Raw genomic sequence first — 21,806 nt, 5'->3', positions numbered from 1 at the left:
GTCAGGCGATGTCTTCAGCCCAGATTCCGGCGGAGACGATGGCGCCGCCGATGCGCCGCTTGCCGTAACCCAGCCCCACCGGATTGCCCATGGCCGTTGTGTTGACCGGGCCGCCGAAGGCGTAGCTAGGTTGGTTTTCGGTGTCCCGCCGCCCTTTCAGGCCCTTGGCCTGGGGGCTGAGCATCTGGATGACGCCGCCAATCATCAGCGCGGCGCCGATCTGCGTTAGAAACATGGAGCCGCCTCCTGTGAAGGGCGACATAACAACACCGATGACAATCAGAACAGCGCCGATGATGGTCTGCAGCACGCCGCCGCGCTTGCTGCCAGCGAGCACTGGAACGATGCGAATCTCGCGTGTCCCAGCCAGGTCGAACTCGCCCTCAGCGACATTGCGACGGTTGCGGAAGATCGCGTAGCGCTGGCCGCTCCTGGCGGCCCGCTCAATCTCCTGCCGGAAGCCGGGAATGGTATTGCGCAGCGCGCTGAACGCCTCCCAGGTGGTGCCGCCATCGAGCTGGCGGTGGTGCTCTCGCCCAAACAACCGGGCCAGTCGCCCGGACAGCAGAATCGTGCACATTGGCGCGTAGTGAATTGCGGTAGCCATGTTTCCTCCAGGCATAAAAAAACCGCCCGAAGGCGGTTGTGTCTGTGGGGGTATTAGGTGGAGCTGGGCCGGATATCAAGCCCATTGGTGTCGCCCGAGATCCGGAAGCGCTGCACCTCCCCTGAATCTACTCGAGTAGAAGTTTCCTTCAGGGGCTGGCCAACCTGCATAGCGCACAGCCCTTGCCCAGATGCATCACCGGACATCCCAATGATGCGACGACCGGCAGGAACGTAGAAGACAGCGCGCTCGCCGACGTCGATTCGCGCGGACAGCTGCCCGTCGATGAGGACCGCGACATAGCAGCCACCGCCGGCAAACCACCCTTCGTCCCGCGTAACAACTATTTCGGCACTGCCAGGCAACTTCTGGCCGTAGGCGAGCTGCCGATCACTAGGGATAGCGCTCACGTTCGTACCCGGTTGACTGGTTGCGCACCCGGCGAGCAAAGCTGCAGCTGCGAGGAAAATGATGGACCGCATTGGTGGACTCTCCTTTTCTACTGGATGCGCGTAAGCCGCAGATTGCCGTCAGACGGGAGCAGGATTCGATAGGTGACAGCCGAACCAGGCTTCAAGGTGATGTCCTGGGAAGTGGCAATGTTAGGGCACATGCCCGCCCCCGTTTCCAACCGGAACGAGTATTCGCCAGGCTGAAGCCTTAACGAAACTCCCTCACCCTGACGGATCGCAAACGCCTTTCGATTGTTCACGTAGATGACGTGGCTGCAGCCCGAGCCGAAATATCCTTCGTCACGCAGGAAGGTCGCCTTGGCACTCTCGGAATCTGCTCTGCCCACCAGGTCCGGCGCGTACACGCGATCGCTCGAAATTGCCTTTGCCTGCCCCTCCGTCACTGGGCTTGTGGAGCAGCCAGCAAGCAATAGGACAGCGAGAACAACACCCCCTAGATCCCTCAGTTTCATGCGTCACTCCTTGGCTCAATTCGGCGCAGTGTAACGCACCACCATTCGCGTCCGCTCCTGCCAGTAGCCGCCCCAGACGTCGCGGCAGGAGGGCCTGCCGTACAGGTGGTGGAGGATCTGGCCATCGCCCAGGTATATAGCGCCGTGGTTGATCTGACGCGCCTGGATCTGCATCAGGATGACGTCACCCGCCAACAAGCTGCCGTCCAGCACCTGCTCGAAACCGGCGTCGCGGTAGTGCTTGACGTAGAGGTCGGCCCCACCCTCCCACCAGTACCAGTCGTGCGGGAACCGAGGGAGCTCGATGCCGCGCTCCTGCCGATACCAGGCCCGAATCAGCCCGTAGCAGTCGTGGTCGGTGCCGTGCACAAAGTGCCGCCCGATCAGCGGCGCATCCTCGGGGACGATGGTGCGCAGGTCGCCCTCGGGCCAGCTGATGATGTGCCAGGGCAGGTCGCCCGAGTTGCAGGCGGCCACGTCGCGCGGCGAGGGCTGACTGGTGCCGTCGGGATGGCTGTGCACCACCCCGATGACCTGGCCTTGGTCTTCGGCGGCTGCATACGCCTCTGGGGCGATGCGGAACTCCTCGGCCGGATCCGCCGCAGTGTTCTCGCACGGCACGTACACCTGGCGCCGACCGATGGCCACCACCAGGCCGCAGCACTCGCGCGGGTATTCGGCCGCGGCGTGCTGTTGCACGGCGGCCAGGATGTGTTTTCGCATGGTCAGTTGCTCCGAAGGAGAGAGGCGCCCGGGAACCCGCCGAACGGCAGTTCGTTGTTCTCCCCCACCGGGGTTTACAGCCGGTGGAGAGCAGCCCCGAGCACTGGTCCTTCTCGGGGTCGTCGGTGGGGTTGCCGTCATCGTCGAACATCGCCGCTCCGGTGTAGCCGCACTCTGGCCCGCGGTAACGCCCCCGAACACACCACTCGCAGATGCCGGAGATGATCCGGGCCGGGATTGTCTGCCCTTGCATGTCGGCCGGGCTGGACAGCTCCCACTGAACCACCTCGTTGGTCTCCAACGACTTGCGGTCGGCGTACCAGATGTCGATCGATTCCTGGGTAGGGTCGGCATCCGGGTTGCCGCCTTCGAAGTTCTCGGCGTCCAGGTAGTGGGCCATGGTGTGCCGGACGGTCACCTGGGCCTGTAGAAGGTCTTCGAAGTAGAGGCATGCGGCGCTGATGGACCCGTCGATGTTGCCAACGGACAGGGTGGGCGTGGCCGGCGAGCCGGTCCCGTTCGCCTCGATGCCTTCAACCTGGCAGGGCCAGGCGCCATACTCCTCGCCCTGCCACCAGATGGAGCGCGCGGTAATTTCGGTAGTGCGCCCGATGAGCAACGACGTGTCACCGGCCAGCCAATGCAGGGAGCCGGCATAGAGCGGGTTCCGGGCGGTCTCTACGTCCTCGGGACGAATCACTATGGTGTGCCCGTGAAATCGAAGGACGTCGCCGCCGAACGCGCTGCAGTCGACTTCAATCAGCTGCACCAGACTACCCGGCTCCAGCTTCTGGATATCGGTCCGAATCATGGATGAAACGCCTCTTCAAAGGTCGCGGTGAACACCGCAAAGCCACCGCCGACAACACGGGAGGTCCATGTGGACGATTGGTAAAGGCCCAGCTCGCCGAACGGGTTGCGCCAGGCGAAGGAGCGGCCGAGGTTGCGCCGCATGAAGGCGCGCATCTCGGACACCACCGCCAGCGGCTCGGTGCAGGTAACGGTCCAGGTCTGGCGCGTCGAGTTGAGGCCGTCGCCAGAGGTCTGCCGGTAGCCATCGCCGAACTGGGCAGAACGCACGGTGCCCTCTTCCTGCCCTTCATCTCCCCGCTGGATACGCCAGCTGAAGGTTTCAAGTGCCGCCATCACGCTCTCCCGTTCACGTTGCGCCAGCTCGTGCCGCCGGAACGCCAGGAGTCGGCGACCACCTTCTCGGCAACGGCCTTGAACTGGCTCTGTAGATTGGCCGCCATGGCCTGCTGGTCCAGCTCACCACCCTGGGCGGTACGGTCTTGGGTGATCACGGTCACCGGCGCGCTGATCGACACATTGACCCCGCCGGCGGCGGTCGCCATGCCGGCACCACCACGGCCGAGCGGCGTGATGCTGCCCCCCTGCTCCCCGGTCATGAGGTAGGTTTTGCCGTTCTGGTTCAGCAGCTCGGGGCCGAGCTCGTTGACCTGGTAGAGGGAGTTCGGCGCCACATCGCCACCACCTGCCCGCTGGCCTGCGACCCAGTTGTCGAAGGACGACCCGGTGTAGCCGGAAGTGGTGGCGCCGGCGCTGGTACTGCCCGCGGCTGCCCCGCCGCCGAAGTAGCCGCCCACCATGGAGCCGATTGCGCTGGAAGCGATCGACGAGAAGATCCCGGTGACGGCCTGCCGTGCTGCAATGCGCGCCAGGTCGGCGAGGATGCTCTTGGTGAAATCGGCGAAGGACATCTTGCCGGTCACCGCGAATTGCGTGATGGCGTCCTCCATGGTGCTGAAGCTGCTGGTGACGAAGGACTTCGCCTGGCCTGCGGCATCCCGAGCGCTCTCCATGTAGGTCTCGAAGCCCGCGCGGACGCCGTTGGTCCAATCACCCTGGGCGGCGTCCAGCTTCTCGTAGTAGTCCTCCTGCATGGCCAGGCGCTGATCCAGAGCACTGCGCAGGGCCTCGGTTTCCTGGTCGTACAGGCCCTGGCTGATCTGGCCCTGGTTGAACTGCTCCTGAAGGCGCCGGCTCTGCTGCTCGAAGTCCTGTTGGATGCGCAGGGCTTCCTGGGCGCGCTGCCGCGCCTGGTCGCCCATGCCGATGCCAGCGAGCTGCAGCCGCATGCCGTCCTGTGCCTGGCTCTGCTGGGCGTCGAGACTGGCCTGGTAGCTGGCCAGCTTGATCGCCTCGCTGCGCAGCCGCAGCTGCTCCTGCAGCACGACTTGCTTCTGGATCTCGGTGCGGATCTCGTCCTCACTCGCCAGCACCTGCTTCTGCTGGGCGGTGAGGATGTGCCGCTCCTTGAGGTCGGCGATCTCCTGATTGAACTTCGCCAGGGCGCGCTCGGCAGTGCTGAGCTTTTCGGTGCTGCTCAGCTGCTCGGTGAGCGCGGCATTCTCGCGGGCGATCGCCGATATACGGGCGTCTCCAGCATCCTCCCGCACGGCGCGGGTGCGCGGGGTGCGCTCCTTGTACTTCTCGCGCAGCTGCTTCTCCAGGGCAGCCTCTTCTTCGGCAGTGATCTGATAGTTGGCGGCACGCGCCTTGTTGATCTTCAGTTGGCTATCCAGCAGCGCCTTCTGCAGCTTCTGCTGCTTGGAGGCTGTGCTTTCCAGCGTCTTCTGGATGTCCTCGTAGGCTTTGTGGCCTTCGCGGCGAACCTTAGCCCAGTAACTGTCAAGCTCAGCGTTCTCCTTCTCCGCTTCCTTCCGCGACACCAACATGTCGCGCTCTTCGCGAAGCTGGTTGATGACCTGGTCGCGGTCCTTGAACCAGCCCACCGAGTCGCCGCCGGCGATCGCCGCGAGGCGGTTGTCGATCCAGCCGATCTTGTCGTCCAGCGTGTCGGGCCGGCCGATGTCGAGCATCGCGTCCCAGGCGCCCTTTGCGGTATCGGTGATGCCCTGCCAGCCGCGCTCGATGCCTCCCAGGTTCTCCTGGATACGCCCGGCACGCTCGTTGAAGGTGTCGCTCAGCTCGGCCCATGCCACGCGGGACGCGCCGATGGTGTCGCCCTCCTCCTGCAGCGCGCGGATCTGCTCGAACACGCTGGCGGTGAGGAAGTTGTACTTGTCGTTCAGCTCCAGTACGCCCTTCACCGGGTCTTCGCCCAGCTTTGCGAATTCGGCGACGGTCGCGGACGCGGACTGGACGCCAGCCTTCTCCCAGGCGACTGCCGAAGTTGCCAGCCGCTCAAACACATCGGAGGTCACCTTGCCGGTGCCTGCCAGCTCCGCCAGCACCGCCGAGGCCTTGCCGGTGGTGCCTACGGTGTCGCCGACCCGCTGCGCCATGCTGGCCAACTGGTCGACGGTGGTGCCGGCCGCGTTGCCGGTGCTCTCCAGGGAGATGCGGAACTTGTCCTGCTCCTCGCTGCCCTGGTAGTAGGCCAGCGCCAGCGCGCCGACTGCAGCCGCTGCCAGGGTGTAGGGATTCACCAAGCCGAGGATGTAGCCACCAAGAGCACGAGCTGCGGGGCCGATCCCGCCGAACATGTCTTTCAACTGGCCGCCCTGTTGCAGGAATACGGTCAGCGGCGATTGCCCGGCCTGGAGCGACACGACGATGTCGGTCAGCTGGGCCGGCACGTTGCGCAGAGCGGCGGCGGTGGCCTTTGCGGTCATGCCGGTCTTTGCCAGCTTGTCGTCGAACTGGCCCAACGCGGCGCGAGACTGGTCGATCCGTGCGCTGTAGTCGGCGAATTCCGCCGGGCTCAGCACGCCAGCCGCCTTGAACCTGCCCAAGCGCTCTTGCATGTCGTCCAGGCGACCATAGGCGGCCACCGTGGGGTCGATTTGCCCGAGCAACTTCTGCAGGTCTGCGGCCTGGTCGGTAAATGCGCCGGATGCCTTTGCAGTCTGGGCGGCGACTCGTTCTTCCGACATCGCCAGGGCGCGGCCACGGTTGACCATCTCGCCCTGAAACCGAGCCCAGTCCGTGGACTCCTTCGAAACCCGCGCCATGGACCCGGCAGCGGCCTCCAGGTTGGTCGACAGGGTCTTGGCGTAGTCGCTGCTTTCCAGCGACGCCGCGACCATGGCTTTGATGCGCGCAGCCGCAGCCTCAGCCGATTCCCCCACCCGCTTCGTCGCCTGCTCGGCACCGGCGCCGGCAGTCGTCAGGCGGTCAAGGTTTTCGGCCGCTTCGGCGGCATCCGCCGAATCGACGCGAATACCCAGCGAAGCGAGGGACGGAGTGGTCATGAGGATTCCTGGATGCGTTGCTCTGCCATCACGTCCAGCGCTTCGAACTCCATGACACGGAGGTCACCGAAGAGCTGCCGGCGATCGGCGGGGATGTTGAGGAGGTCAATAACGGCGGGGATGGCGGTGTAGTCGAGACCGGTCGCACCGCACATACCGGTGCGCCACTGCGTCCGCATCGTCTCGAAGACCCGGAAGGCGTCCCAGTTTTCCGGGTACACCTGCAGGGTCTCCTCGGGGATGTCGGCCAGCGTCAGCCCCAGAAGGCCGAGGGATTCGGCATCGATCGGGGGCTGGTAGAGCTGGGCCGCCGCCGCCCTCAGTTTCCCAGGCGGGCCGGGGCGTAGCCGCCTTCGAAGGCTGCCAACACCGCGTCGGGCACTGCGGCCAGGCCTCCCACCAGGGCGGCCAGGTTCTTCGCGTTGTAGGGCTCGTCGAAGCCCCAGTCCTTCACCACCACCTTCAACTCCTGCAGCTGGAAGGCCGTGGAGCGCTTGGTGATATCCGCAACGGAGACGCTGCCGTCTTTGAGCAGCTCGAAAACAGCGCGCCGCTCTTCATCCTTGCGGTCGACATAGGCCGCGAACTTGATGCGATCGAGGAAATGGAAGGTGAACGGCACCTGGATCGGCTCACCGCCGATGCGCGGGATGGTCACGTCCAGGGTAAAGGTCGGTTCCTGGGAGATACTGTACTTGGCCATGCTGGCTCCTTACGCGGCGTTGATGCGCACCGGGCGGCCCGACAGGCCGACGGTGATGGTTCGGGTCATGAGGTTGTTCCGCTCCATCGTCGGGGTGCTGGTGATGCTCACGTAGCCCGGGTAGAGGAGCTGGTCACCGTTGGGCAGCTTCAGGCGAAGCACCGTCAGCTCCTTGGTGTCGCTGTAGTCCTCCACCACGCCGACGTAGCCGGCGGCCGGCTGGTCCTCAACGGTCACGGACACCGTGATGGGGTTTCGGTTGGTGGGCGCCTGGCGATCGTCGTCGTCCTCCAGGTAGCCGACGGTGAGGAAGTTCTGGTCGCCACCGGTGACGGAGAAGGCGGTGACTTTGGAGATCTGCATCCAGGTGGAGACCGGGATCAGGTTGCCGAGGCCGGCGCCAGCGGTGAACTTCTGCGGGTTGGTGGTCTTCAGCCCAGCAAGCGCGAGAGTGTCAGCGGTGACGCTCGCGGCGGCGGTGGCGCGATCGGTAATGCCCGCCCAGCCGGATTCGAGCATGACGACGGCGCCGTTCAGCAGGCCGTGATCGTCGGAAGTGACCACCGGGGGAGCGGCGTTGGTGATGGCGGTGAAAGCGATGGCGGCGCTGAATGCGGAAGCGATTTCCAGAACAGCGCCGTTGGGCAGCGGGAAGCGTGCGGCCATGGTGTGTTTCCTCGTGGTTGCCCGCCCGGGGGCGGAGGGTTCGCCCGGACGGGCTATTTGTCGGCCGCACCTTGGTAGGTGAAGCTGGTTGGAACGGTGTAGGTGGTGCCCTCGACGATGCTGGGCCCAGGGTGAACGGGGGTGAGCACCAGGCCCTCGAACCCGCCATTGCTGAGCGCCATGTCGACGGGGAACAGGTCCGCAAGCTCGTCCACCAGCTGCTCGGGCTCAGCTGCTGGGCGCCCGTTGGGCACCACGATGCTGACCTGGTAGACCCCGGTGAACTCGTAGGCCTCACCGCCCAAGTAGCGGCTCAGGGTGCTGGCTGGAAGCAGGAAGGCGCGCAGGTAGATCTCGCCCTCTGGTGGCGTAAAGGGCTCGGCGCCGAAGGCAACTTCGATCGGCCGGGCCTCAGCCCAAGGCGCCAGAAGCGCCTCGATAGCGCGTCGTGCGCGTGCGTGGCTCATGACGTGACCTCTCGGATTGCCTCGTCGACAAGGTGCTGGAAGATGGCCAGGGTGATCCGCACCATGCCGGTGGGCGCCTGGCTGCTGTGCCCGTACTCGAGCGGGATCGCGTAGACCAGGTTATTCACCAGGTAAGCGGTCTGGCCGAAGCTGAGGTGCTGCACGTCGGCCACGAGGCGGGCGATGGTCTCGTGCCCCTCCTTGTCGAAGGCGTTGAGGCTGGCGGCGGCCGGTTGGTCGATGGTGAACTGCCAGTTCCCCCGGAAGCGCCCGGTGTCCACCGGCGACAGGCGAATCACCGTAGTGCCGATCTCGATCACCACGCGGCGGAACACCTCGTCCATGTCGTCGAGGGTCTGCTCGGCGAACCGTTGCAGCTGTTGGGAGAAACTGCCCTGCAGGCCGGCATAACGGCTGGCCATTACAGTTCCCTCGCCTGCACCTCGTACCCGCAGGCAAGGCCGGCGTAGTCCCAGGCCTTGCAGTGCTCGACGTTGTAGGTCGTGCCCGCGAAGGTGATGCGGTCCTTGGTCTTGGGTTTCGGCAGGTCGCTGCCGTCGAGCTTCACCGGCGACACCAGGAACTTGACGTCTCCAACCCTGATGGCTGTGCCGTCGATATCGCGCTGGTCGTAGTCGGCGCGCACTGCTGAGCCGTTGTGGTCGACGCTGACCTGGCCAGCGCCTCCTGTCTCGGGGTCGTATTTGCCAGCGGGCCCGGTGACCCGCAGGACCATCTCCAGGCCCTTCCCGCCCTTACTGCGGGGCGCAAGCATGCGCGCAGCCATCTCGCGGCCGCGTTCGTAGATGTCAGCCATGTTCAGACCTTCAGTTGGTAGATGCAGATGCAGCGGCAGCCCGCTGTTTCGTCCTCGCCGGCGCCGAGGGAGGTATCGCCGGGGTACATCAGCAACGCACCGCTTGGCGCGCGGAAAGGTTCGTGCAGGTGCACTACCTGGCCGCGCATCGCGCGATGGCTCACCCGGACCTTCTCGTCCGCGCGGTCCGACCAGTCCTTGGTCACCAGGTCCAGAGGCAGGCCCTGCTCCACCAACTGCTCCCACGCCCGTTGGCGGCCGGCGTTGAACGACTCGTGTGCGAGCCCCTTCGACAGCTGGTCAACGTGGGTGCGCATCAGGCGATCGGCGTAGCGGCCAACGATGCGTTCGGTGTCCGCGGCACTGACCGGCTTGCCCGCCTTGATGGCGCGCTTGACGATGCCGTCCTGGCGCCGGTCGCGCCTGGAGCGCTTCAGGAAGGCCGCGAGCTGGGCCGGGTCACCGCTAAGCAGTTGCTCCCGCGCCTTGGCGACATAGCGCGCCATGTTCCCCGGCAGGCCGACGGTGCCGCCGGTTCGCTGGCCGGTCTGAGCGCTCACACGCCCCAGCAGGTCGAGGGCGGCCTGGCGAGCAGGTAGCGTGCCCGAGATGGTCCGGCGGGACGATATCGCGGCGCGGATCGCTTCACGGACACCATCGGCAGCAGCCTGCCGGACCTCGCCAACCTGGCGGCCGACCCAGGCGTCGACCGGTCGCAGGGTCTGGTCGAACTCGGCCCGTCCAACCACAGAGCGAACGCTGCGCGGCAGCACCAGCATCGCCATTTCGTAGCGGCCGCCGGCAACGTAGGCGGCTCGCACCAGCTCCACCAGCAGCGCCAGGGCGCCGAGCGCCAGCAGCGCGACCAGGCCTTCCTCGTCGTCATCCGCCAGCAGCTGCTCGACCTGTGCGACGGTGGCCGCGTCCACGGTGCGGCGGACGCTGTCCAGGTAGGCGCGCTCCAGCCCGGGCTCAAGCGCTTCGATCTGCCGCAGGATTTCCTGGGCGGTCATACGACGCGCACCGCGGGCGCCAGGCTGCGCCGCACCATCAACGGGGCCAGCAGCTGGTCCACGGTGGCCAGCACCGGTAGCACCGCATCGGCGCCGGCTTCGGAGTTGTCGAAGAACTCGGTTTCCAGCGGGCCCACCTTCTCGCGCTTCACCGCCCCGGCGCGCACGAAGTCCGGCCGCAGGCTGCCGGGGGCGGTCAGTTCGCGTAGAGCCGCCTCGTAGGTGGCGTATTCCACTTCGACCGGCACCTGGCCGGGGTCGATTGCATCGCCGTTGCGATCGATCGCACCAGCGCGCGGCCACTGCAGCAATTGCGAGCGCCCGCCGACCTTGTGGCCGGGGAACGCCAGCACGGCCTTGCCAGGCTCTGGCAGCCTGGTGCCGAGCCCGTCAACGAACGACGACGCGCGCACCAGAGCGGCGTGCCGCAGCGCATCTTCGCCGGTCCACGCGGCATTGCCGCGCGCAACATGGTAGGCCTCGGCGCCGGCAAGGGTTCCGTAGAAGTCAGGCATCGTCGTGTCTCGAATAGGTGGCCATCCATGGCCTGGGGTCGCCGTCCTGGCTGGTGGGGTATTACGAGTCCGCTTTGGTGATAGCGGTGGTGTAGGCGGCGTCCAGCTCCGCCAGCGAGACACCCTCGTCGGCCACCGGCACCCCCAGCTCCTTGAGCTTGGCGGTCAGCAGCTCGGCGAGCTTCTTGCGCAGGGTCTCGTCCTTGGAGGTGGGCCCCGGGGTGGTGCCAAGCTCCACCAATCGAGCCACCAGCTGCTCGCGGGTGTAACCGTCAGCAGAGCCCCCTTCCGAAGATTTCGCCACCAGGACGCCGCGCTCCACGTAGAACGCGACATTCTTGCGGTTCTTCACCTGGTCCCAGTGGTCGACCTGTTCGGAAGCGCCCGGCGCGATCAGCGGGCCGCCAGGCAGGCCAATGGGGGTGATCTTGCTCATGTTGGTTACCAGTGCCATGTCATGTCCTCCTTACAGGCCATCGACGTAGATCATTTCTTTCGGCCGGCGAACGTCAGTGCCACCAAGACGGAAGATGCCGGGAACCTCCCAGCGAATGGGGCCGGCCTGCCAGACAGGCAGAAAGCGGTGCGGCATCGGGATATGCAGCTTCACCACGTTCGGGTCACGGCGATAAGCCACCATCCGCGCAGTGCCGCCAGCGCCTGCGGTATCCAGCCCGCGCATGGCGCGAACAGTCAGGGGCGCCCGGTCTGCGCGGTGTACACGTTCTTGGTCAGCAGCCAGGACAGGATGGTGTCGGTGCTGTTGTCGTTCAGCGGCATGGTGCTGACGTGCAGGAATGCGCTGTAGGGCATCAGCAGAGTGTCCGCCAGGCCGGTGTAGAGGGTGCCGGAGAACTGCCCCGACAGTGCGCTGTTCACGTCCTTGAGGATCTGCCCCGGGGTGGCGTTCGCCCAGTCGCCTTGGTCTGCGGAAGCAGCGGTGACGGTCGGGGTGTTAACCATGCCGTTGAAGCCCTTGGTGGCGTCGCCGTACAGCGCAACGCGGTCGACCATCTCCTCGTAGGCACGTCGGGCAGCCAGAGCATCGGCCGCCGGCAGGTCGATCCCCAGCTGCTGCGCCTGGCTGATCTCCTCCAGGCCGTAGCCGTAGCCGATACCCGCCATGTGCACGGAGGTCTCGTGCTTGGCCAGTTCGGTGCCGGCGATCGGGATGTCGTCGGCATTGCCGTTGATCCAGGCCGCGGCGCCGAACATGTCGGACGAGTAGTAGGTAACGGTCTTCGCCCAGGGGTTGGCACTGGTATCCACCGGCACCAGGGCAGCGTATTGGATATCGGGGTAGACGGTCTGGTTAACCTCGCGCTCGACGTGGGTGGTCTGCGAGGTCACGAAGCCCAGGGCGGCCTGGGCGTCGATCAGTCGGTATTTCATATTGGCTCCTTAGCCCAGGCGAACCTGTGCAATCTGGTTGGCGGCGGTGGTTCGGGTATCCCAGCTCGCGCCAGGGACCAGGATGTTGTCGACGCCGGCTACGTTGGAAAACGCACCAGTCGACGGAACGAGATAGACCGGATCGCGCGGTGCTACGGCGACGGTGGGAAGAACCCAGACCGCGCCCTTGGTGATCAGGCGCACCGAGTCGTATTGCTTGAAGCCGTCGGCCTCGGCATTGAGCGAGCGCTCGCGGACGGTGATGCCGACGAACTTGCCCACGAAGTCGCCGCTGAACTTGCGGACGCTCTTGTCTTGGGTGCCCTGGCAGACCGCGATGCCGAAGCCCACGCCTGCGCTGTCTTCGATGGTGCGAGAGAGCAGGGTCTTCGGGATCATGTCCACGATCATGCCGGGCACGGCACGGCGGATGTTCTCGCTGTAGTTGGTTTGAACGGCCATTACTTGCTACCCCCTTTCCAGGCGTCCCGCAGATTGGTTTCGTATGCCGATTGACCGTTGTCGCTCGGGTTGTTGGGCTTGCTGTCCTGGGCGCGGAAGTGATGGCGGACGGGGTCCGGCCCACCGGCGTCTTCGAGCAGGATGTCGAAGCGGGCGGAGATGTAGGCATCACCCTTGTCAGCGATCGCCGCATCGCCGAGCTTGGCCACCACCGCGGCCTTGCGGATCTCGTCGGCCGACTTGCCGGTGTAGTCGCCGTCGGCGATCTGCTTCGCCTTGGCGATCAGGTCGGCGCGTTCTTGAACGCGCTTGTCGATGTCAGCGTCGCTGAGCTGCTTGGTCTTCAGGGCGTCGATTTCGGCGTCCTTCTTGGCCAGCTCGGTGTCCTTGGCAGCCAGCACGGTTGCGTGGCTGTCGTTGACGGACTTCAGTTGGAATCCGGCGTCGCTGAGCTGCTTCTTCAGCTTCTCGATCACCTGTTCGCCCTGCTCGGTTACCTCGATGGTGAGACCGTCGACCAGGATTTTGCGGAGTGCTTCAGCCATGTCATGGCCTCCTGTTGGGGTTGATTGCGCGGGGGAATCAGCGACGGGGGCGCGCTGATCCCCGATGCGCAGTTGCTCGCCGCCCCGAGCGCGATGCTCAAGGCTCAAGTGGTTCATGGTCATGGGCCCCAGCGAGACGTCGAAGGGCTCGCCGGCTGGGGTGACGCCGTCCTGGAAGATCACTTCGGCGCTGTAGCCCATGGAGAGCTCGCGCTTGCCGGCTTCGTAGTCGCGAATTGCTTTCGCATCCATCAGCACCAAAGGCACGCGCACGAAATCCCCATCGCGCAGCACCTCCCCGCCGGTTTGCCCAACTGCCAGCTCCTTCCAGTTCTCGGCATTGACCTCTGCACCCTTGGGATGGCCGTTCGTCATGGGCCGGTAGGCGTACGAGTGCATGGCGTCCTTGTGGAACACCGACTCAGGCGGTCGATACAGCCGGACGATGGGCTTGTCGCGCAGGCCGTGCTCGTTGTCCGGGTCGACCTCCGAGCCCAGGTATTCCTGGATGCCAGTGCGCGCTACCCGGGCATCGGCCACGAGGTAGCCGTCAGCAGTCCGGCGAACGCCAGACACCGACACGGAATCGGTCAGAAGCATGTCAGTCCTCTTTGGCGGTGTACGCCTTGGCGGGGTTGAGTTCCTCGAACACCTCGGGGCCCAGCAGGATGCGGCCGCGATACGGCACGACCTTGGCCAGGTCCAGCTCGCCGGCGTCGTAGGTGATGGTGATGTGGGGCTGGTACTCGGCGTAGTCCCAGGAGGCGCCAGCCTCACGGATAGTCATGTGGCGCCAGGTCAGTTCCGAGCAGTTGAACAGCAGAACGACCGCGCCCTCGCCGCCCAGGGGCTCGACCAGGCGCGCCCCGCCGGGTTGCACCAGCAGCTCGCCGTTCTGATCCCCCCAGGAGCTGCCCACGGCCATCCAGTTCACGGCCTGCCGGCTGTAGGCGATCGTCACGTGCAGGTCATCGGCGGCCAAGGTGGTGCCGAAGCCCTGCCCCGCAGCCCATGCCAGCAGCTCGTCGGCGTTGAGCACCTGGCGCGAGACGTAGAGCGATCGGGGCGCAGCGTCGGTGACTGCTGTCCGCCGCTGATTCGGCAGGGCCTCGACCTCCTCTTCGCCTTCCTCCTCGTCGGGCAGTTCATCGCCGAACTCGTCCAGGGCGGCTTCCAGGCCCGGTAGCACACTCTCCTCGACCAGCACCGTCGCGGCCGCCTTGCTCAGCGCGTCACCGGGGAACAGCTTGGTTTCGGCCAGAATCTTGATCGTCTCGGCGGTGCGCTTGCCGTTCTCGGATCGCTCGGTAGCCGTTGGCTGCCACAGCGGTGCCCATACGTAATGGACCTCTGCCGGGCGCGTGCCCAGCGAGGAGCGCAGCAGACACTCGTCGAGCACCGTCATGCCCGGGCCAAGGTCCAGCTCCTGGGCGGCCTGGATGCGGTCGTAGTAGTTGCGCAGGTCCGCTTCCCCCGTCGCGTTCAGTCCGGCCGGTGCTTGGCCGAGCAGCCGCGTGGCGGGGATGTCAGCGGCGCCCGACACCTGTTGCAAGAACCTGTCGATCACATCGGGGAGGCCGCTGAAGCTGGCCTGCTTCGTCTCGTAGTCCTCGTCGGCGTCGAGCAGCAGCGTGCCGTTGATGCCCTTCGCCGTGGCGGCCAGGTGGATGCGCTCCATCACCCGCCGCTCAAACTCGGGGTCTTGGAGCTGATCCATGAAGTCGGGAATCTTGATGACGTCGACCTTGGCCTCGAATACCAGGCTGGCGACGTTGCCCATGGTGCTGTCGGACTGCTTCACGGCCTCGAACAGCGCCTGCAGCACCGAATCGCCCCACCCGTAGTGGCTGGCCTCGCACATCTCCGGGTCGGGATGCTCGGCGCCCTGGAACAGCACCAGCCGCGACGGGTGGATGTCGACCGCGCTGTCGGCCAGGCGGTAGGCCTTGGGCTTCCCGAACAGGTCCGAAGCCGGGTCTTTCTCGATCTCCGTCGGGGTGAGCTGCCGCCTGTTCATGACGGTGAGGTACTTCAGCCCACCCGGGCCAATGCGCGAGGGGTCCAGCGGCAGCGAGGTGTCGCGGTCACCGGTCCCGATGAAGATCGCCGCCCCGCCGAACAGCCGCCCCCGAATCATCGCAGTGCGTACCTTACTGCGCAGATGCAGGCGGGTTTCGGTGGCCTCGATCTTCTCGATCTGAGACTTGTCGGCCTGCCATCTGCGCCACTTGCGGGTGGCGTCAAGGGCCGGGATATCGACGATCTTGCGCGGCAGCCAGGCGCCCCGGTAGGCGTTGACCAGCTCCTGGTCGGAGAGGAACGTCGGCGCATACACGGAGCCCGACGCCTTGTCGCGGCCGGTGCCCAGGTTCGCCACCAGGTTGACCAGCTTGTCGGTGAGGAAGCGGAACGCGCCCATCAGGAGACCCCTGCGAGTGAGTACCGCTTGATGGGGTACTCGTGGTGGATGAAGTAGCCGCCGGCGTCAGGCCGGTGGTCGTTGCCGGCCTTCTTGTCCGGCTCGCCGTTGTCGCCCCACACCTGCTGCTCCAGGTCGTCGGCGTAGGTCGGGCATCGATCGGCGTTCACGAGGTAGCGCCGCTGGCCCTGTGCGTTGCGGAACATGGCGTTCATGCAGTTGATGCGGTCCTTGACCGGGGGGTTGGCGTCCGGGGCGTGCACGCTGAAGCCCGCCTGCTTCAGCAGGGCGATGTCGGTGAGGCTTGCATTGACCGACTTGCGCGAGTCGCCCGAGGCGTCGGGGTAGATGCGGATCTGCCGCGTGTTGCGGTAGTCCTTGCCGTCGAAGAGCCAGTAGCGCTCCTTCAGCTGGCGGACCATGTCCGGGGTGTCGTAGCCGTTCACGATCTCGTCGACCGCATGGGGCAGGCCCAGGCGCTTCACGTGGACGATTGCGGACATCTTCCCGACGTTGAAGTCCATGCCGACGAAAATGGGCTCGCCGGCCTGGACGGTCTCCTTGCTGGCGTTCAGGGCCCTGTCGTAGGCGGTGTAGATGGTCCCCGCCGTCAGGTTGACGAACTGGCCGTTCAGGTAGGCCCTGATCAGCTGCTCGGGGTAGGACTCCATCAGCGATGGGATGTAGTCCGCCGGCAGGTTGAGTTCGTTCTGGAACGTGGAGGCCTGGACCAGCCCATACAGGTTGGCCAAGTGCGGCTTCTCGCGCAGCTGCTTGACGAACTGCTGGTAGACGAACTTGAAGCCCTCGGGCGTCGTGGTGACATCCACGCCGTTCTTCAGTCCGTCGACCTTGAAGCGCATGCGCGCAATGATCTTGCGCCAGGCGTGCTGGGCCTTCGCCAGCGCAAGCACGTCCAGCTCGTCGACCAGGGCGTGCCCGATCTTGAAGCCGACGATGGTCGAAGGGTTGTCCATCGACCGGCATATGGTGGTGCTGCGGTAGCGGCCGCCCCAGTAGTAGTCGACCTCCTTGTCGCTCACCTTCACACGGACCTTCACGCCCCAGTCGTGCGCCACCTCCTCGATGGTGGGGAAGAAAATGTCGCGGATCTGCGGGTAGGTCGGCGCGAAGTAGCCGCTGTCGATGCCCGGCCACTTCAGCACGTGCTGCAGGAGGCCCGCGCACCCTACCCAGGTCTTGCCCGAGCCAAACCCGGCGACGAAGCCGCGGAACTTGTGCGGCAGCTGCAGGAAGCGACCCTGCGGGACGTTAAGCGTCGGCATCGTCTGGCTTCCTCGCGCTCGCGTCGACGATGGTCACCTCTACGGACGACGGGGGCACATCGTCAGGAGGCGTCTCGGCCCGGGCCTGGCGGTTCACGTACCTGTCGCCGCATTCCTTGGCGGCCTGCTCCAGGGCCTGCATGGCCAAGGAGATGTTGCGCATGCCCTCGGCCTTCTCGACGAAGCGCCCCAGCGCGCGCAGCCGGTAGGCGCGGTTCGCGATCGCAATGTCTGCGGTCTGCTCCCGGAACTGCTGCCGGCAGTGGTGGAACAGCTCGGCCCACTTCTTCGCCAGGCCTCGGCCGGCGTACTTGGTCGGGTCGTGCGACTCCACCTGCTGGCGGCTGACCTCGATGCCGTAGTCCTTCTTGACCTGCTCGGCCACCTGCGTTGGCGTATCGAAACAGGCGAGCGCCTGCACGATGAACGCTTTCACCTCGCCGTTAAGCGCTGCCATAGGGGGGTCGTCCGTCAAAACCTGTCAGGGGATCAGGCCGACTTGAGGAGACAGGTTCCGCAGGCCCTCGCGATGTTGGTCAAACCCACCTCGGGCGGGTTGCCGGCGGCATCGATGAGCCGCTGGACTTCGTGGGTGGGGCCGTAGCGCCGGACAACGCCGACGAACTCCTCCACATCGTGGCCGCGCAGCGTGAGCTTCGGCAGGCCGGCGTCGGTGAACTTGGGTGCGCCGTATTCATCCAGCGCCTGGGCGACGTGGTACAGCTCGTGCTCCACCAGGGCGCAGAAGTCGGCGTCGGAACAGATGGAGCTGTAGTCAGCGGCCAGGGTGATGACGAAGTCGGGCACTCGCCCGAACCATTCCCCCATCTGCTGCTCGCCCCGGGCGCGCTGCCAGCCCCCAACACGGAACGCCACCTGTTCGGCCTGGCCCAGCACCATGCGGCCGGCCTTGCGGTAGGCCGTGCTGGCCCACATGAATTCAAGGTCTGCCTCTGCCAGGTGGGCGTGGTCTTCGTTGAACAGCCTGGCCCCTTCGCGGATGAAGGTGGCCATCACCCACTCGCGCAGCTCAGGCGCTGGCACCAGGTCGGCCGGCCAGCGGCCACCGTCGGGGATGTGCCCTATGCGGGCAGGCGGGAGAGGTCGCCGGGTTACAGCGTCTGCCCCTTGCGGCGTTCGATTCCGGACCATGGCCGCTCCCACTCCACACGAAGAAGGGCAGCGACGTTGCCGCGTGCCCGGTACAGCTGGACGGTCAGCACCACCAGCAGTCCCACCAGCAACGGCGACACCGGATCAACCGGCATGCCATAGAGCGAGTGGAGCAGCACCGACAGCCCGTAGCCGCCGGAGAGGAAAGCCAGCACCCAGGCCATCAGGGACGGGACCAGCTTGTACTGGTGCCCCTCGGGTCGCCAGAACACGATCCGCAAGCAGAAGGCGCCGCAGGTAACCGCAGCAGTTGCTGCCCAAGGGTCGAGGGGGATGCTAGTCATTGGTGCCTCCGGAGCCAGGACGGCCCAGCGCGTGGCGGGTCCAGGCCAGAACCGCGCGTATCCAACTCGGCATCTGCCCGCCCTTCACCCACTCGGCCACGCTGATCAGCAGCGTAACGATCAGGGCTGCGGCGACCAGCGCCGGGAGCCCGCTGAAGGTGGTAACCCCTCGCCCGACCATCTCGGTCGCAACGAAGTAACCACCGATCCAAGAGACCACCAGGTAGCCGAGTCGTGCCCAGATGGACAGGTCACGAGCCCAGGTCACGAAGAAGAGTGCGCCGCCGCAGGCGCCGATCACGGCGCTGATGTCGACGCCGGGGATCATGGAAGCCGCAGTAATGCCGAGGAGGCTCGGTACTGCAGAGGCTGCAATCGAGCTCGGCTCGGTCATGGAATTCTCCAAAGCGGTCGTGTGCGCATAAAAAAACCCCGCGAAGGCGAGGTAAGTTCAAATAAAAAAGCCCAGCATTTCTGCTGGGCCCTGTCGAAGCTAAAGAACTATTTCTGTATCGATCGTCGGTTCAGGTCTTTCGGCTGTTGATCCTGCGGAGGCAGCTGCTCCTGCACTTTCGTGGGCCCTTGATGATTCCCACTTGTTGCAGCCCCTTTATTCTGGGCCTGCTGATTTTTACCTTGATTATCACTATTTCGGCTGTTCATTCTTTTTCTCCGTTGATGAGGTTGTACATTAAGCCTCTCGCGGGAAATAGATAGTCAATGTAGACCGCCGGTAATAGTGGCTCAATGACTTGTAGAGCCGTTCTACAGTGAAGACCAGCAGGGCCGGCACCTCAATGCACTACAAGAGCTGCCTCACCTTCAATGTGTGGCATGTACTTATTCAACTCTTCCAAATTAACGAAAGCAGCTTCAAGCTTTCGCCCAACAAAGACACAAAACATCGAGTCATAACCCCCGTCACGAATTCGCTTGGGGACATCCGAACCAATTAATTGCGAAATACTGATTCGCTTACTTTTCATACTCACCTCTTCTGATAAATATCAGTATGACAGAGAAGAGTGATTAAAATATTTCGAAAGAGAACAAAAAAGCCCGACATCTAGTCGGGCCTTGATATTTAATACATTTCTTTCGAGCGATGAATCGCAAAGTGACAAAAATCTATCAAAACACTCGTCAAATGGTCAAGCGGCCTTGTGCTGCTTGACCACAGCCGCCACCGGCCGAAGGGCTTTTGCATCGAGTTCGTCGATGGTCTTCGCCAGTGTCTCCCACACCACGGCCCAGTCCCTGGACCAGTTGCTGGCGTCGACGCGGTAGCCGTACCAGTCCTGCACGAACATGCAGACGCGACCTGGTCCCCACCCTTCCCCGCCCCACACCATGCCGCGGTGCGAGTTGAACGCGGCCATGGCCATCCAGTAGGCCACCGCCTGGCGCCTGGGCGACATCGCCTGCATCTCGGTTGTGAACCAAACCAGGGCGTGAGCGATGTTCAGGTCTTGGCCGTTGCCCACCGGAGAGTAGAGCGCGTGTCCAAAGTGCTGCAGCGGCTTCGGTAGCGTGGCGATGGCGCTCTGCACCAGCCCCGAGGCCAGCATGTGGGCGCATCGCCCGTTGGTTTCCTGCCGCGACGGGAAAGTCTCGTTGGCCACCCTGCCCCGCTTCCCAAGCGTCGCCTTGTCGGCAGCGACGGCCAGGGCCGACGGGGTGCTGTCGTGGAATGCATCGTGCCATGCCTGGCGCGCTCCAATGAGCCTCATACTGCCTCCTGGTGATCTGCGGTGAAGAGCGGCACAACGCGCACCCTCACACCTGGTGTTTCCGCGTAGCGCTTGCGCACCACGGTGTCCACGACCTGGACGTCGTCAACCCACACGGCTCCGTTGAGCCCGTCGAAAATGCTCTTGATGACGTTATCCACGTCCGGCTTCTTGGTGGGGAAGATGCGCCCGGCAACCGCAAGGGCTCTCCGCTTCTTGGACATCGACTGTGGGATGCTCAAGCCCATGTGCAGCTCCACCAGCACTGGTCCGGCGATCAACTGGCGCGCTTGCATTGCCTTGCAGCCGGTGCTCGCCACCAAAGCCTCGTAGTCCTCCGTGCGCTGGGGCGTGATATGGGCGATGTAGCTGCCCATCTGCCCCGTCGACTTCTCGCGCCGCTTACGCGAAACGGCACGGTGCCGCATCTTCCCCACCGGCTCGCCAGGCACGAAGAACTCCACGATCTGCCACAGCTCACGCATGGCGGCCCTCCCGGCGGATACCCATCTTGGCCAGCAGCAGCTCGCGCGCCTGCTTGGCGTCCATGGGCAGATTCTGCGCCATGATCAGGTCGCGGGCCTGCTGGTGGCTGTGCGCGAACTGCACCTGCATCGGCGTCTTGACCTCATAGCCGATCGCCTCGGGGATGTGGCCATCAAGCGGCTTACCCATCACCGCCCTGGCCCGGACGATTGCGTAGTTGCGATTGAAGCGAGCGCGCAGGCCTTTGTCGTTGAGCTTGGCGCCCTTCAGGTCGTAGGTGCCGGTGGCCTTGGCCGCGATGCGGACTGCCTCGTGCTGGTACTCGCCACGCAGCGCCTGGTCCCAGGCCTCGCCCTCGGTTGGGAGGCCAGGCACCTGCAGGCAGAGCGCGCGGAAAGCGTTGGCCGGCGGAGGCCAGTCGAACTCCTCGCCGCGGTCGACCAGGGCGCCGAGGCCGATGGCCAGCTGCGCGCCGGTGAGGCCTGCGAGCACCTTGCCCCACACGCTGTCGGGCTTTGGCGTGTCGCCGTAGTTCGAGATCCAGCGGTGCCCGTACATCTCAGTCATCCGGATCCAGAATTGATCCAGCAACCGCGTGGCCAGCGTCTCGGGCTGCGATGGCTTGCTGGACTCGGTCGATGGCTGAGCCAGCGCCTTTCCCACCAGCGCCGTTTCCACGCGGGGGCGGTGTGGATTGGTATTTGTTTGAAGTGGTCCGGCACCTGTTCCTGTGGACTGTGCATAGCGGGTCTTCCTCTTGAGTTCCTGGGCCAGTGCGTGTTCCCACTGGCCCTGGGATTGGTGTTTGTCGGGGCAATTGATCCAGTACGAACGGAACTCGAGCAGGACGTCGTCGCTGAGTGCGGCCGCTTGCATGCCGTTGCGCAGCAGCGTCGCCTTCCAGCCCTTGGGGCTCGGTATCCAGTGGTCATGCATGGCGAAGCGGCCAGCGACGCCGATGGGCTCGCGCGGTAAATCAGGGGGGTAGGAAGAACTCCGGAGGTGGGCCCCACCTCTGGCCCCACCTCTTCCGAACCTCCGTTCCCACCTACGGCCCCACCTGCCGCGTCGTAGTCGCTGAAGCCCACGTGATCCGGGGCTTCCAGAGTTTCCGGCTTGGCCCCAGCTAAGGCCCCAGGTCTGGCCCCACCTGCGCCGGAAATACGGCCCCACCTCTCCGAGGCGGATTTATCGTGTGCGGCGTGGGGGAGCTGGAACACGAGAGGGCCAACGGATGGCAGAGGCGCGAGAAGGCCCAGGCGGGCCAGGCTGTCCAGGGCGTAGCGGATTTCCTTGCGGGTGGCGGTGTACGCCGGCCGGCCAGGTGACGCGGGGATGCTCAGCAGTTCGCGCAGCATCTGCTCGCTCAAGCGGCGTTCGACCCCAGCAATGCCGGTGGCGAAGTCCATGGCTCG

The 21,806-nt window shown here is 65.0% G+C and carries 26 protein-coding genes and 2 pseudogenes; all 28 read right to left on the bottom strand.

From position 1 onward, the window contains the following. Nucleotide 1 precedes the first annotated feature (1 nt). The 28 genes and pseudogenes from PSm6_RS22255 to PSm6_RS22120 all read right to left on the bottom strand — a co-directional run bounded on the left by PSm6_RS22255 (nucleotide 2) and on the right by PSm6_RS22120 (nucleotide 21,327). Nucleotides 2-607: a tail assembly protein gene (locus PSm6_RS22255; protein WP_265168259.1), complete on the bottom strand. Its 606-nt coding sequence runs from the start codon at nucleotides 605-607 to the stop codon at nucleotides 2-4. 53 nt (nucleotides 608-660) lie between these two features. Beyond that, the gene (locus tag PSm6_RS22250; protein WP_265168258.1) at nucleotides 661-1,089 is read right to left on the bottom strand and encodes a DUF2846 domain-containing protein; all 429 of its coding nucleotides are present in this window, start codon (nucleotides 1,087-1,089) and stop codon (nucleotides 661-663) included. 17 nt (nucleotides 1,090-1,106) lie between these two features. Next, entirely contained in the window at nucleotides 1,107-1,532 is a 426-nt protein-coding gene (locus PSm6_RS22245) for a hypothetical protein (protein WP_265168257.1), read from the bottom strand. A 15-nt stretch (nucleotides 1,533-1,547) separates the two neighbouring features. Beyond that, nucleotides 1,548-2,255, bottom strand: coding sequence for a C40 family peptidase (locus PSm6_RS22240; RefSeq protein WP_265168256.1), 708 nt, complete (start codon nucleotides 2,253-2,255; stop codon nucleotides 1,548-1,550). A gap of 2 nt (nucleotides 2,256-2,257) precedes the next feature. After that, a pseudogene (locus PSm6_RS22235) lies at nucleotides 2,258-3,066 on the bottom strand (phage minor tail protein L). Next, the gene (locus PSm6_RS22230) at nucleotides 3,063-3,401 is read right to left on the bottom strand and encodes a phage tail protein (RefSeq protein WP_265168255.1); all 339 of its coding nucleotides are present in this window, start codon (nucleotides 3,399-3,401) and stop codon (nucleotides 3,063-3,065) included. The pseudogene PSm6_RS22235 and the gene PSm6_RS22230 overlap by 4 nt, the downstream one beginning before the upstream one ends. After that, nucleotides 3,401-6,433 carry a phage tail tape measure protein gene (locus PSm6_RS22225; protein ID WP_265168254.1) on the bottom strand — a complete coding sequence of 1,011 codons (3,033 nt, stop codon included), beginning with the start codon at nucleotides 6,431-6,433 and terminating at the stop codon, nucleotides 3,401-3,403. Before PSm6_RS22225 ends, PSm6_RS22230 begins: the two co-directional genes overlap by 1 nt. Beyond that, entirely contained in the window at nucleotides 6,430-6,684 is a 255-nt protein-coding gene (locus PSm6_RS22220; RefSeq protein WP_307735145.1) for a DUF1799 domain-containing protein, read from the bottom strand. The genes PSm6_RS22225 and PSm6_RS22220 overlap by 4 nt, the downstream gene beginning before the upstream one ends. A gap of 68 nt (nucleotides 6,685-6,752) precedes the next feature. Continuing rightward, nucleotides 6,753-7,136, bottom strand: a complete 384-nt coding sequence (locus PSm6_RS22215) for a phage tail assembly chaperone (protein WP_265168253.1) — start codon at nucleotides 7,134-7,136, stop codon at nucleotides 6,753-6,755. A gap of 9 nt (nucleotides 7,137-7,145) precedes the next feature. Beyond that, nucleotides 7,146-7,802 carry a phage tail protein gene (locus tag PSm6_RS22210; RefSeq protein WP_265168252.1) on the bottom strand — a complete coding sequence of 219 codons (657 nt, stop codon included), beginning with the start codon at nucleotides 7,800-7,802 and terminating at the stop codon, nucleotides 7,146-7,148. A 53-nt stretch (nucleotides 7,803-7,855) separates the two neighbouring features. Further along, nucleotides 7,856-8,269, bottom strand: coding sequence for a phage tail terminator-like protein (locus tag PSm6_RS22205; protein WP_265168251.1), 414 nt, complete (start codon nucleotides 8,267-8,269; stop codon nucleotides 7,856-7,858). Next, nucleotides 8,266-8,691, bottom strand: a complete 426-nt coding sequence (locus tag PSm6_RS22200) for an HK97 gp10 family phage protein (RefSeq protein ID WP_265168250.1) — start codon at nucleotides 8,689-8,691, stop codon at nucleotides 8,266-8,268. Before PSm6_RS22200 ends, PSm6_RS22205 begins: the two co-directional genes overlap by 4 nt. Next, nucleotides 8,691-9,086: a hypothetical protein gene (locus PSm6_RS22195; RefSeq protein WP_265168249.1), complete on the bottom strand. Its 396-nt coding sequence runs from the start codon at nucleotides 9,084-9,086 to the stop codon at nucleotides 8,691-8,693. The genes PSm6_RS22200 and PSm6_RS22195 overlap by 1 nt, the downstream gene beginning before the upstream one ends. Before the next feature lie 2 nt (nucleotides 9,087-9,088). Next, nucleotides 9,089-10,099, bottom strand: a complete 1,011-nt coding sequence (locus PSm6_RS22190; RefSeq protein WP_265168248.1) for a putative phage head morphogenesis protein — start codon at nucleotides 10,097-10,099, stop codon at nucleotides 9,089-9,091. After that, nucleotides 10,096-10,614 carry a DnaT-like ssDNA-binding protein gene (locus PSm6_RS22185; RefSeq protein ID WP_265168247.1) on the bottom strand — a complete coding sequence of 173 codons (519 nt, stop codon included), beginning with the start codon at nucleotides 10,612-10,614 and terminating at the stop codon, nucleotides 10,096-10,098. Before PSm6_RS22185 ends, PSm6_RS22190 begins: the two co-directional genes overlap by 4 nt. A gap of 61 nt (nucleotides 10,615-10,675) precedes the next feature. Next, nucleotides 10,676-11,068, bottom strand: a complete 393-nt coding sequence (locus tag PSm6_RS22180; protein ID WP_265168246.1) for a hypothetical protein — start codon at nucleotides 11,066-11,068, stop codon at nucleotides 10,676-10,678. A gap of 12 nt (nucleotides 11,069-11,080) precedes the next feature. Then, nucleotides 11,081-11,829 (bottom strand): annotated as a pseudogene (locus PSm6_RS22175) (DUF2184 domain-containing protein). A 186-nt stretch (nucleotides 11,830-12,015) separates the two neighbouring features. Further along, nucleotides 12,016-12,468: a structural cement protein Gp24 gene (locus tag PSm6_RS22170; RefSeq protein ID WP_265168245.1), complete on the bottom strand. Its 453-nt coding sequence runs from the start codon at nucleotides 12,466-12,468 to the stop codon at nucleotides 12,016-12,018. Beyond that, nucleotides 12,468-13,613 (bottom strand): DUF2213 domain-containing protein, encoded by a 1,146-nt coding sequence (locus PSm6_RS22165; protein WP_265168244.1) that lies wholly within the window; start codon nucleotides 13,611-13,613, stop codon nucleotides 12,468-12,470. The genes PSm6_RS22170 and PSm6_RS22165 overlap by 1 nt, the downstream gene beginning before the upstream one ends. A 1-nt stretch (nucleotide 13,614) precedes the next feature. Next, nucleotides 13,615-15,432 (bottom strand): anti-CBASS protein Acb1 family protein, encoded by a 1,818-nt coding sequence (locus PSm6_RS22160; RefSeq protein WP_265168243.1) that lies wholly within the window; start codon nucleotides 15,430-15,432, stop codon nucleotides 13,615-13,617. Next, a complete protein-coding gene (locus PSm6_RS22155) occupies nucleotides 15,432-16,718 on the bottom strand; it encodes a terminase large subunit domain-containing protein (RefSeq protein ID WP_265168242.1) in 1,287 nt (428 codons plus the stop codon). Before PSm6_RS22155 ends, PSm6_RS22160 begins: the two co-directional genes overlap by 1 nt. Beyond that, nucleotides 16,705-17,175 carry a DUF2280 domain-containing protein gene (locus PSm6_RS22150; protein WP_265168241.1) on the bottom strand — a complete coding sequence of 157 codons (471 nt, stop codon included), beginning with the start codon at nucleotides 17,173-17,175 and terminating at the stop codon, nucleotides 16,705-16,707. The genes PSm6_RS22155 and PSm6_RS22150 overlap by 14 nt, the downstream gene beginning before the upstream one ends. A 32-nt stretch (nucleotides 17,176-17,207) precedes the next feature. Next, nucleotides 17,208-17,870, bottom strand: coding sequence for a putative metallopeptidase (locus PSm6_RS22145; RefSeq protein ID WP_265168240.1), 663 nt, complete (start codon nucleotides 17,868-17,870; stop codon nucleotides 17,208-17,210). Further along, nucleotides 17,831-18,175: a phage holin family protein gene (locus PSm6_RS22140; RefSeq protein ID WP_265168239.1), complete on the bottom strand. Its 345-nt coding sequence runs from the start codon at nucleotides 18,173-18,175 to the stop codon at nucleotides 17,831-17,833. The genes PSm6_RS22145 and PSm6_RS22140 overlap by 40 nt, the downstream gene beginning before the upstream one ends. Next, nucleotides 18,168-18,569, bottom strand: coding sequence for a putative holin (locus tag PSm6_RS22135; RefSeq protein WP_265168238.1), 402 nt, complete (start codon nucleotides 18,567-18,569; stop codon nucleotides 18,168-18,170). Before PSm6_RS22135 ends, PSm6_RS22140 begins: the two co-directional genes overlap by 8 nt. A 757-nt stretch (nucleotides 18,570-19,326) precedes the next feature. After that, the gene (locus PSm6_RS22130) at nucleotides 19,327-19,905 is read right to left on the bottom strand and encodes a hypothetical protein (RefSeq protein WP_265168237.1); all 579 of its coding nucleotides are present in this window, start codon (nucleotides 19,903-19,905) and stop codon (nucleotides 19,327-19,329) included. Further along, nucleotides 19,902-20,390: a RusA family crossover junction endodeoxyribonuclease gene (locus PSm6_RS22125; RefSeq protein WP_265168236.1), complete on the bottom strand. Its 489-nt coding sequence runs from the start codon at nucleotides 20,388-20,390 to the stop codon at nucleotides 19,902-19,904. Before PSm6_RS22125 ends, PSm6_RS22130 begins: the two co-directional genes overlap by 4 nt. Beyond that, nucleotides 20,383-21,327, bottom strand: coding sequence for a DnaT-like ssDNA-binding domain-containing protein (locus PSm6_RS22120; protein WP_265168234.1), 945 nt, complete (start codon nucleotides 21,325-21,327; stop codon nucleotides 20,383-20,385). Before PSm6_RS22120 ends, PSm6_RS22125 begins: the two co-directional genes overlap by 8 nt. Nucleotides 21,328-21,806: the final 479 nt, after the last annotated feature.

The sequence above is a fragment of the Pseudomonas solani genome, from assembly GCF_026072635.1.
Lineage (GTDB): Bacteria > Pseudomonadota > Gammaproteobacteria > Pseudomonadales > Pseudomonadaceae > Metapseudomonas > Metapseudomonas solani.
This window is presented reverse-complemented; position numbering and strand designations above follow the sequence as displayed.

What these genes read in the sequence shown, in the direction of transcription:
- PSm6_RS22255 (WP_265168259.1), bottom strand. Translation starts at nt 607, where the DNA reads ATGGCTACCGCAATTCACTACGCGCCAATGTGCACGATTCTGCTGTCC.
- PSm6_RS22250 (WP_265168258.1), bottom strand. Translation starts at nt 1,089, where the DNA reads ATGCGGTCCATCATTTTCCTCGCAGCTGCAGCTTTGCTCGCCGGGTGC.
- PSm6_RS22245 (WP_265168257.1), bottom strand. Translation starts at nt 1,532, where the DNA reads ATGAAACTGAGGGATCTAGGGGGTGTTGTTCTCGCTGTCCTATTGCTT.
- PSm6_RS22240 (WP_265168256.1), bottom strand. Translation starts at nt 2,255, where the DNA reads ATGCGAAAACACATCCTGGCCGCCGTGCAACAGCACGCCGCGGCCGAA.
- PSm6_RS22230 (WP_265168255.1), bottom strand. Translation starts at nt 3,401, where the DNA reads ATGGCGGCACTTGAAACCTTCAGCTGGCGTATCCAGCGGGGAGATGAA.
- PSm6_RS22225 (WP_265168254.1), bottom strand. Translation starts at nt 6,433, where the DNA reads ATGACCACTCCGTCCCTCGCTTCGCTGGGTATTCGCGTCGATTCGGCG.
- PSm6_RS22215 (WP_265168253.1), bottom strand. Translation starts at nt 7,136, where the DNA reads ATGGCCAAGTACAGTATCTCCCAGGAACCGACCTTTACCCTGGACGTG.
- PSm6_RS22210 (WP_265168252.1), bottom strand. Translation starts at nt 7,802, where the DNA reads ATGGCCGCACGCTTCCCGCTGCCCAACGGCGCTGTTCTGGAAATCGCT.
- PSm6_RS22205 (WP_265168251.1), bottom strand. Translation starts at nt 8,269, where the DNA reads ATGAGCCACGCACGCGCACGACGCGCTATCGAGGCGCTTCTGGCGCCT.
- PSm6_RS22200 (WP_265168250.1), bottom strand. Translation starts at nt 8,691, where the DNA reads ATGGCCAGCCGTTATGCCGGCCTGCAGGGCAGTTTCTCCCAACAGCTG.
- PSm6_RS22195 (WP_265168249.1), bottom strand. Translation starts at nt 9,086, where the DNA reads ATGGCTGACATCTACGAACGCGGCCGCGAGATGGCTGCGCGCATGCTT.
- PSm6_RS22190 (WP_265168248.1), bottom strand. Translation starts at nt 10,099, where the DNA reads ATGACCGCCCAGGAAATCCTGCGGCAGATCGAAGCGCTTGAGCCCGGG.
- PSm6_RS22185 (WP_265168247.1), bottom strand. Translation starts at nt 10,614, where the DNA reads ATGCCTGACTTCTACGGAACCCTTGCCGGCGCCGAGGCCTACCATGTT.
- PSm6_RS22180 (WP_265168246.1), bottom strand. Translation starts at nt 11,068, where the DNA reads ATGGCACTGGTAACCAACATGAGCAAGATCACCCCCATTGGCCTGCCT.
- PSm6_RS22170 (WP_265168245.1), bottom strand. Translation starts at nt 12,468, where the DNA reads ATGGCCGTTCAAACCAACTACAGCGAGAACATCCGCCGTGCCGTGCCC.
- PSm6_RS22165 (WP_265168244.1), bottom strand. Translation starts at nt 13,613, where the DNA reads ATGCTTCTGACCGATTCCGTGTCGGTGTCTGGCGTTCGCCGGACTGCT.
- PSm6_RS22160 (WP_265168243.1), bottom strand. Translation starts at nt 15,432, where the DNA reads ATGGGCGCGTTCCGCTTCCTCACCGACAAGCTGGTCAACCTGGTGGCG.
- PSm6_RS22155 (WP_265168242.1), bottom strand. Translation starts at nt 16,718, where the DNA reads ATGCCGACGCTTAACGTCCCGCAGGGTCGCTTCCTGCAGCTGCCGCAC.
- PSm6_RS22150 (WP_265168241.1), bottom strand. Translation starts at nt 17,175, where the DNA reads ATGGCAGCGCTTAACGGCGAGGTGAAAGCGTTCATCGTGCAGGCGCTC.
- PSm6_RS22145 (WP_265168240.1), bottom strand. Translation starts at nt 17,870, where the DNA reads ATGGTCCGGAATCGAACGCCGCAAGGGGCAGACGCTGTAACCCGGCGA.
- PSm6_RS22140 (WP_265168239.1), bottom strand. Translation starts at nt 18,175, where the DNA reads ATGACTAGCATCCCCCTCGACCCTTGGGCAGCAACTGCTGCGGTTACC.
- PSm6_RS22135 (WP_265168238.1), bottom strand. Translation starts at nt 18,569, where the DNA reads ATGACCGAGCCGAGCTCGATTGCAGCCTCTGCAGTACCGAGCCTCCTC.
- PSm6_RS22130 (WP_265168237.1), bottom strand. Translation starts at nt 19,905, where the DNA reads ATGAGGCTCATTGGAGCGCGCCAGGCATGGCACGATGCATTCCACGAC.
- PSm6_RS22125 (WP_265168236.1), bottom strand. Translation starts at nt 20,390, where the DNA reads ATGCGTGAGCTGTGGCAGATCGTGGAGTTCTTCGTGCCTGGCGAGCCG.
- PSm6_RS22120 (WP_265168234.1), bottom strand. Translation starts at nt 21,327, where the DNA reads ATGCATGACCACTGGATACCGAGCCCCAAGGGCTGGAAGGCGACGCTG.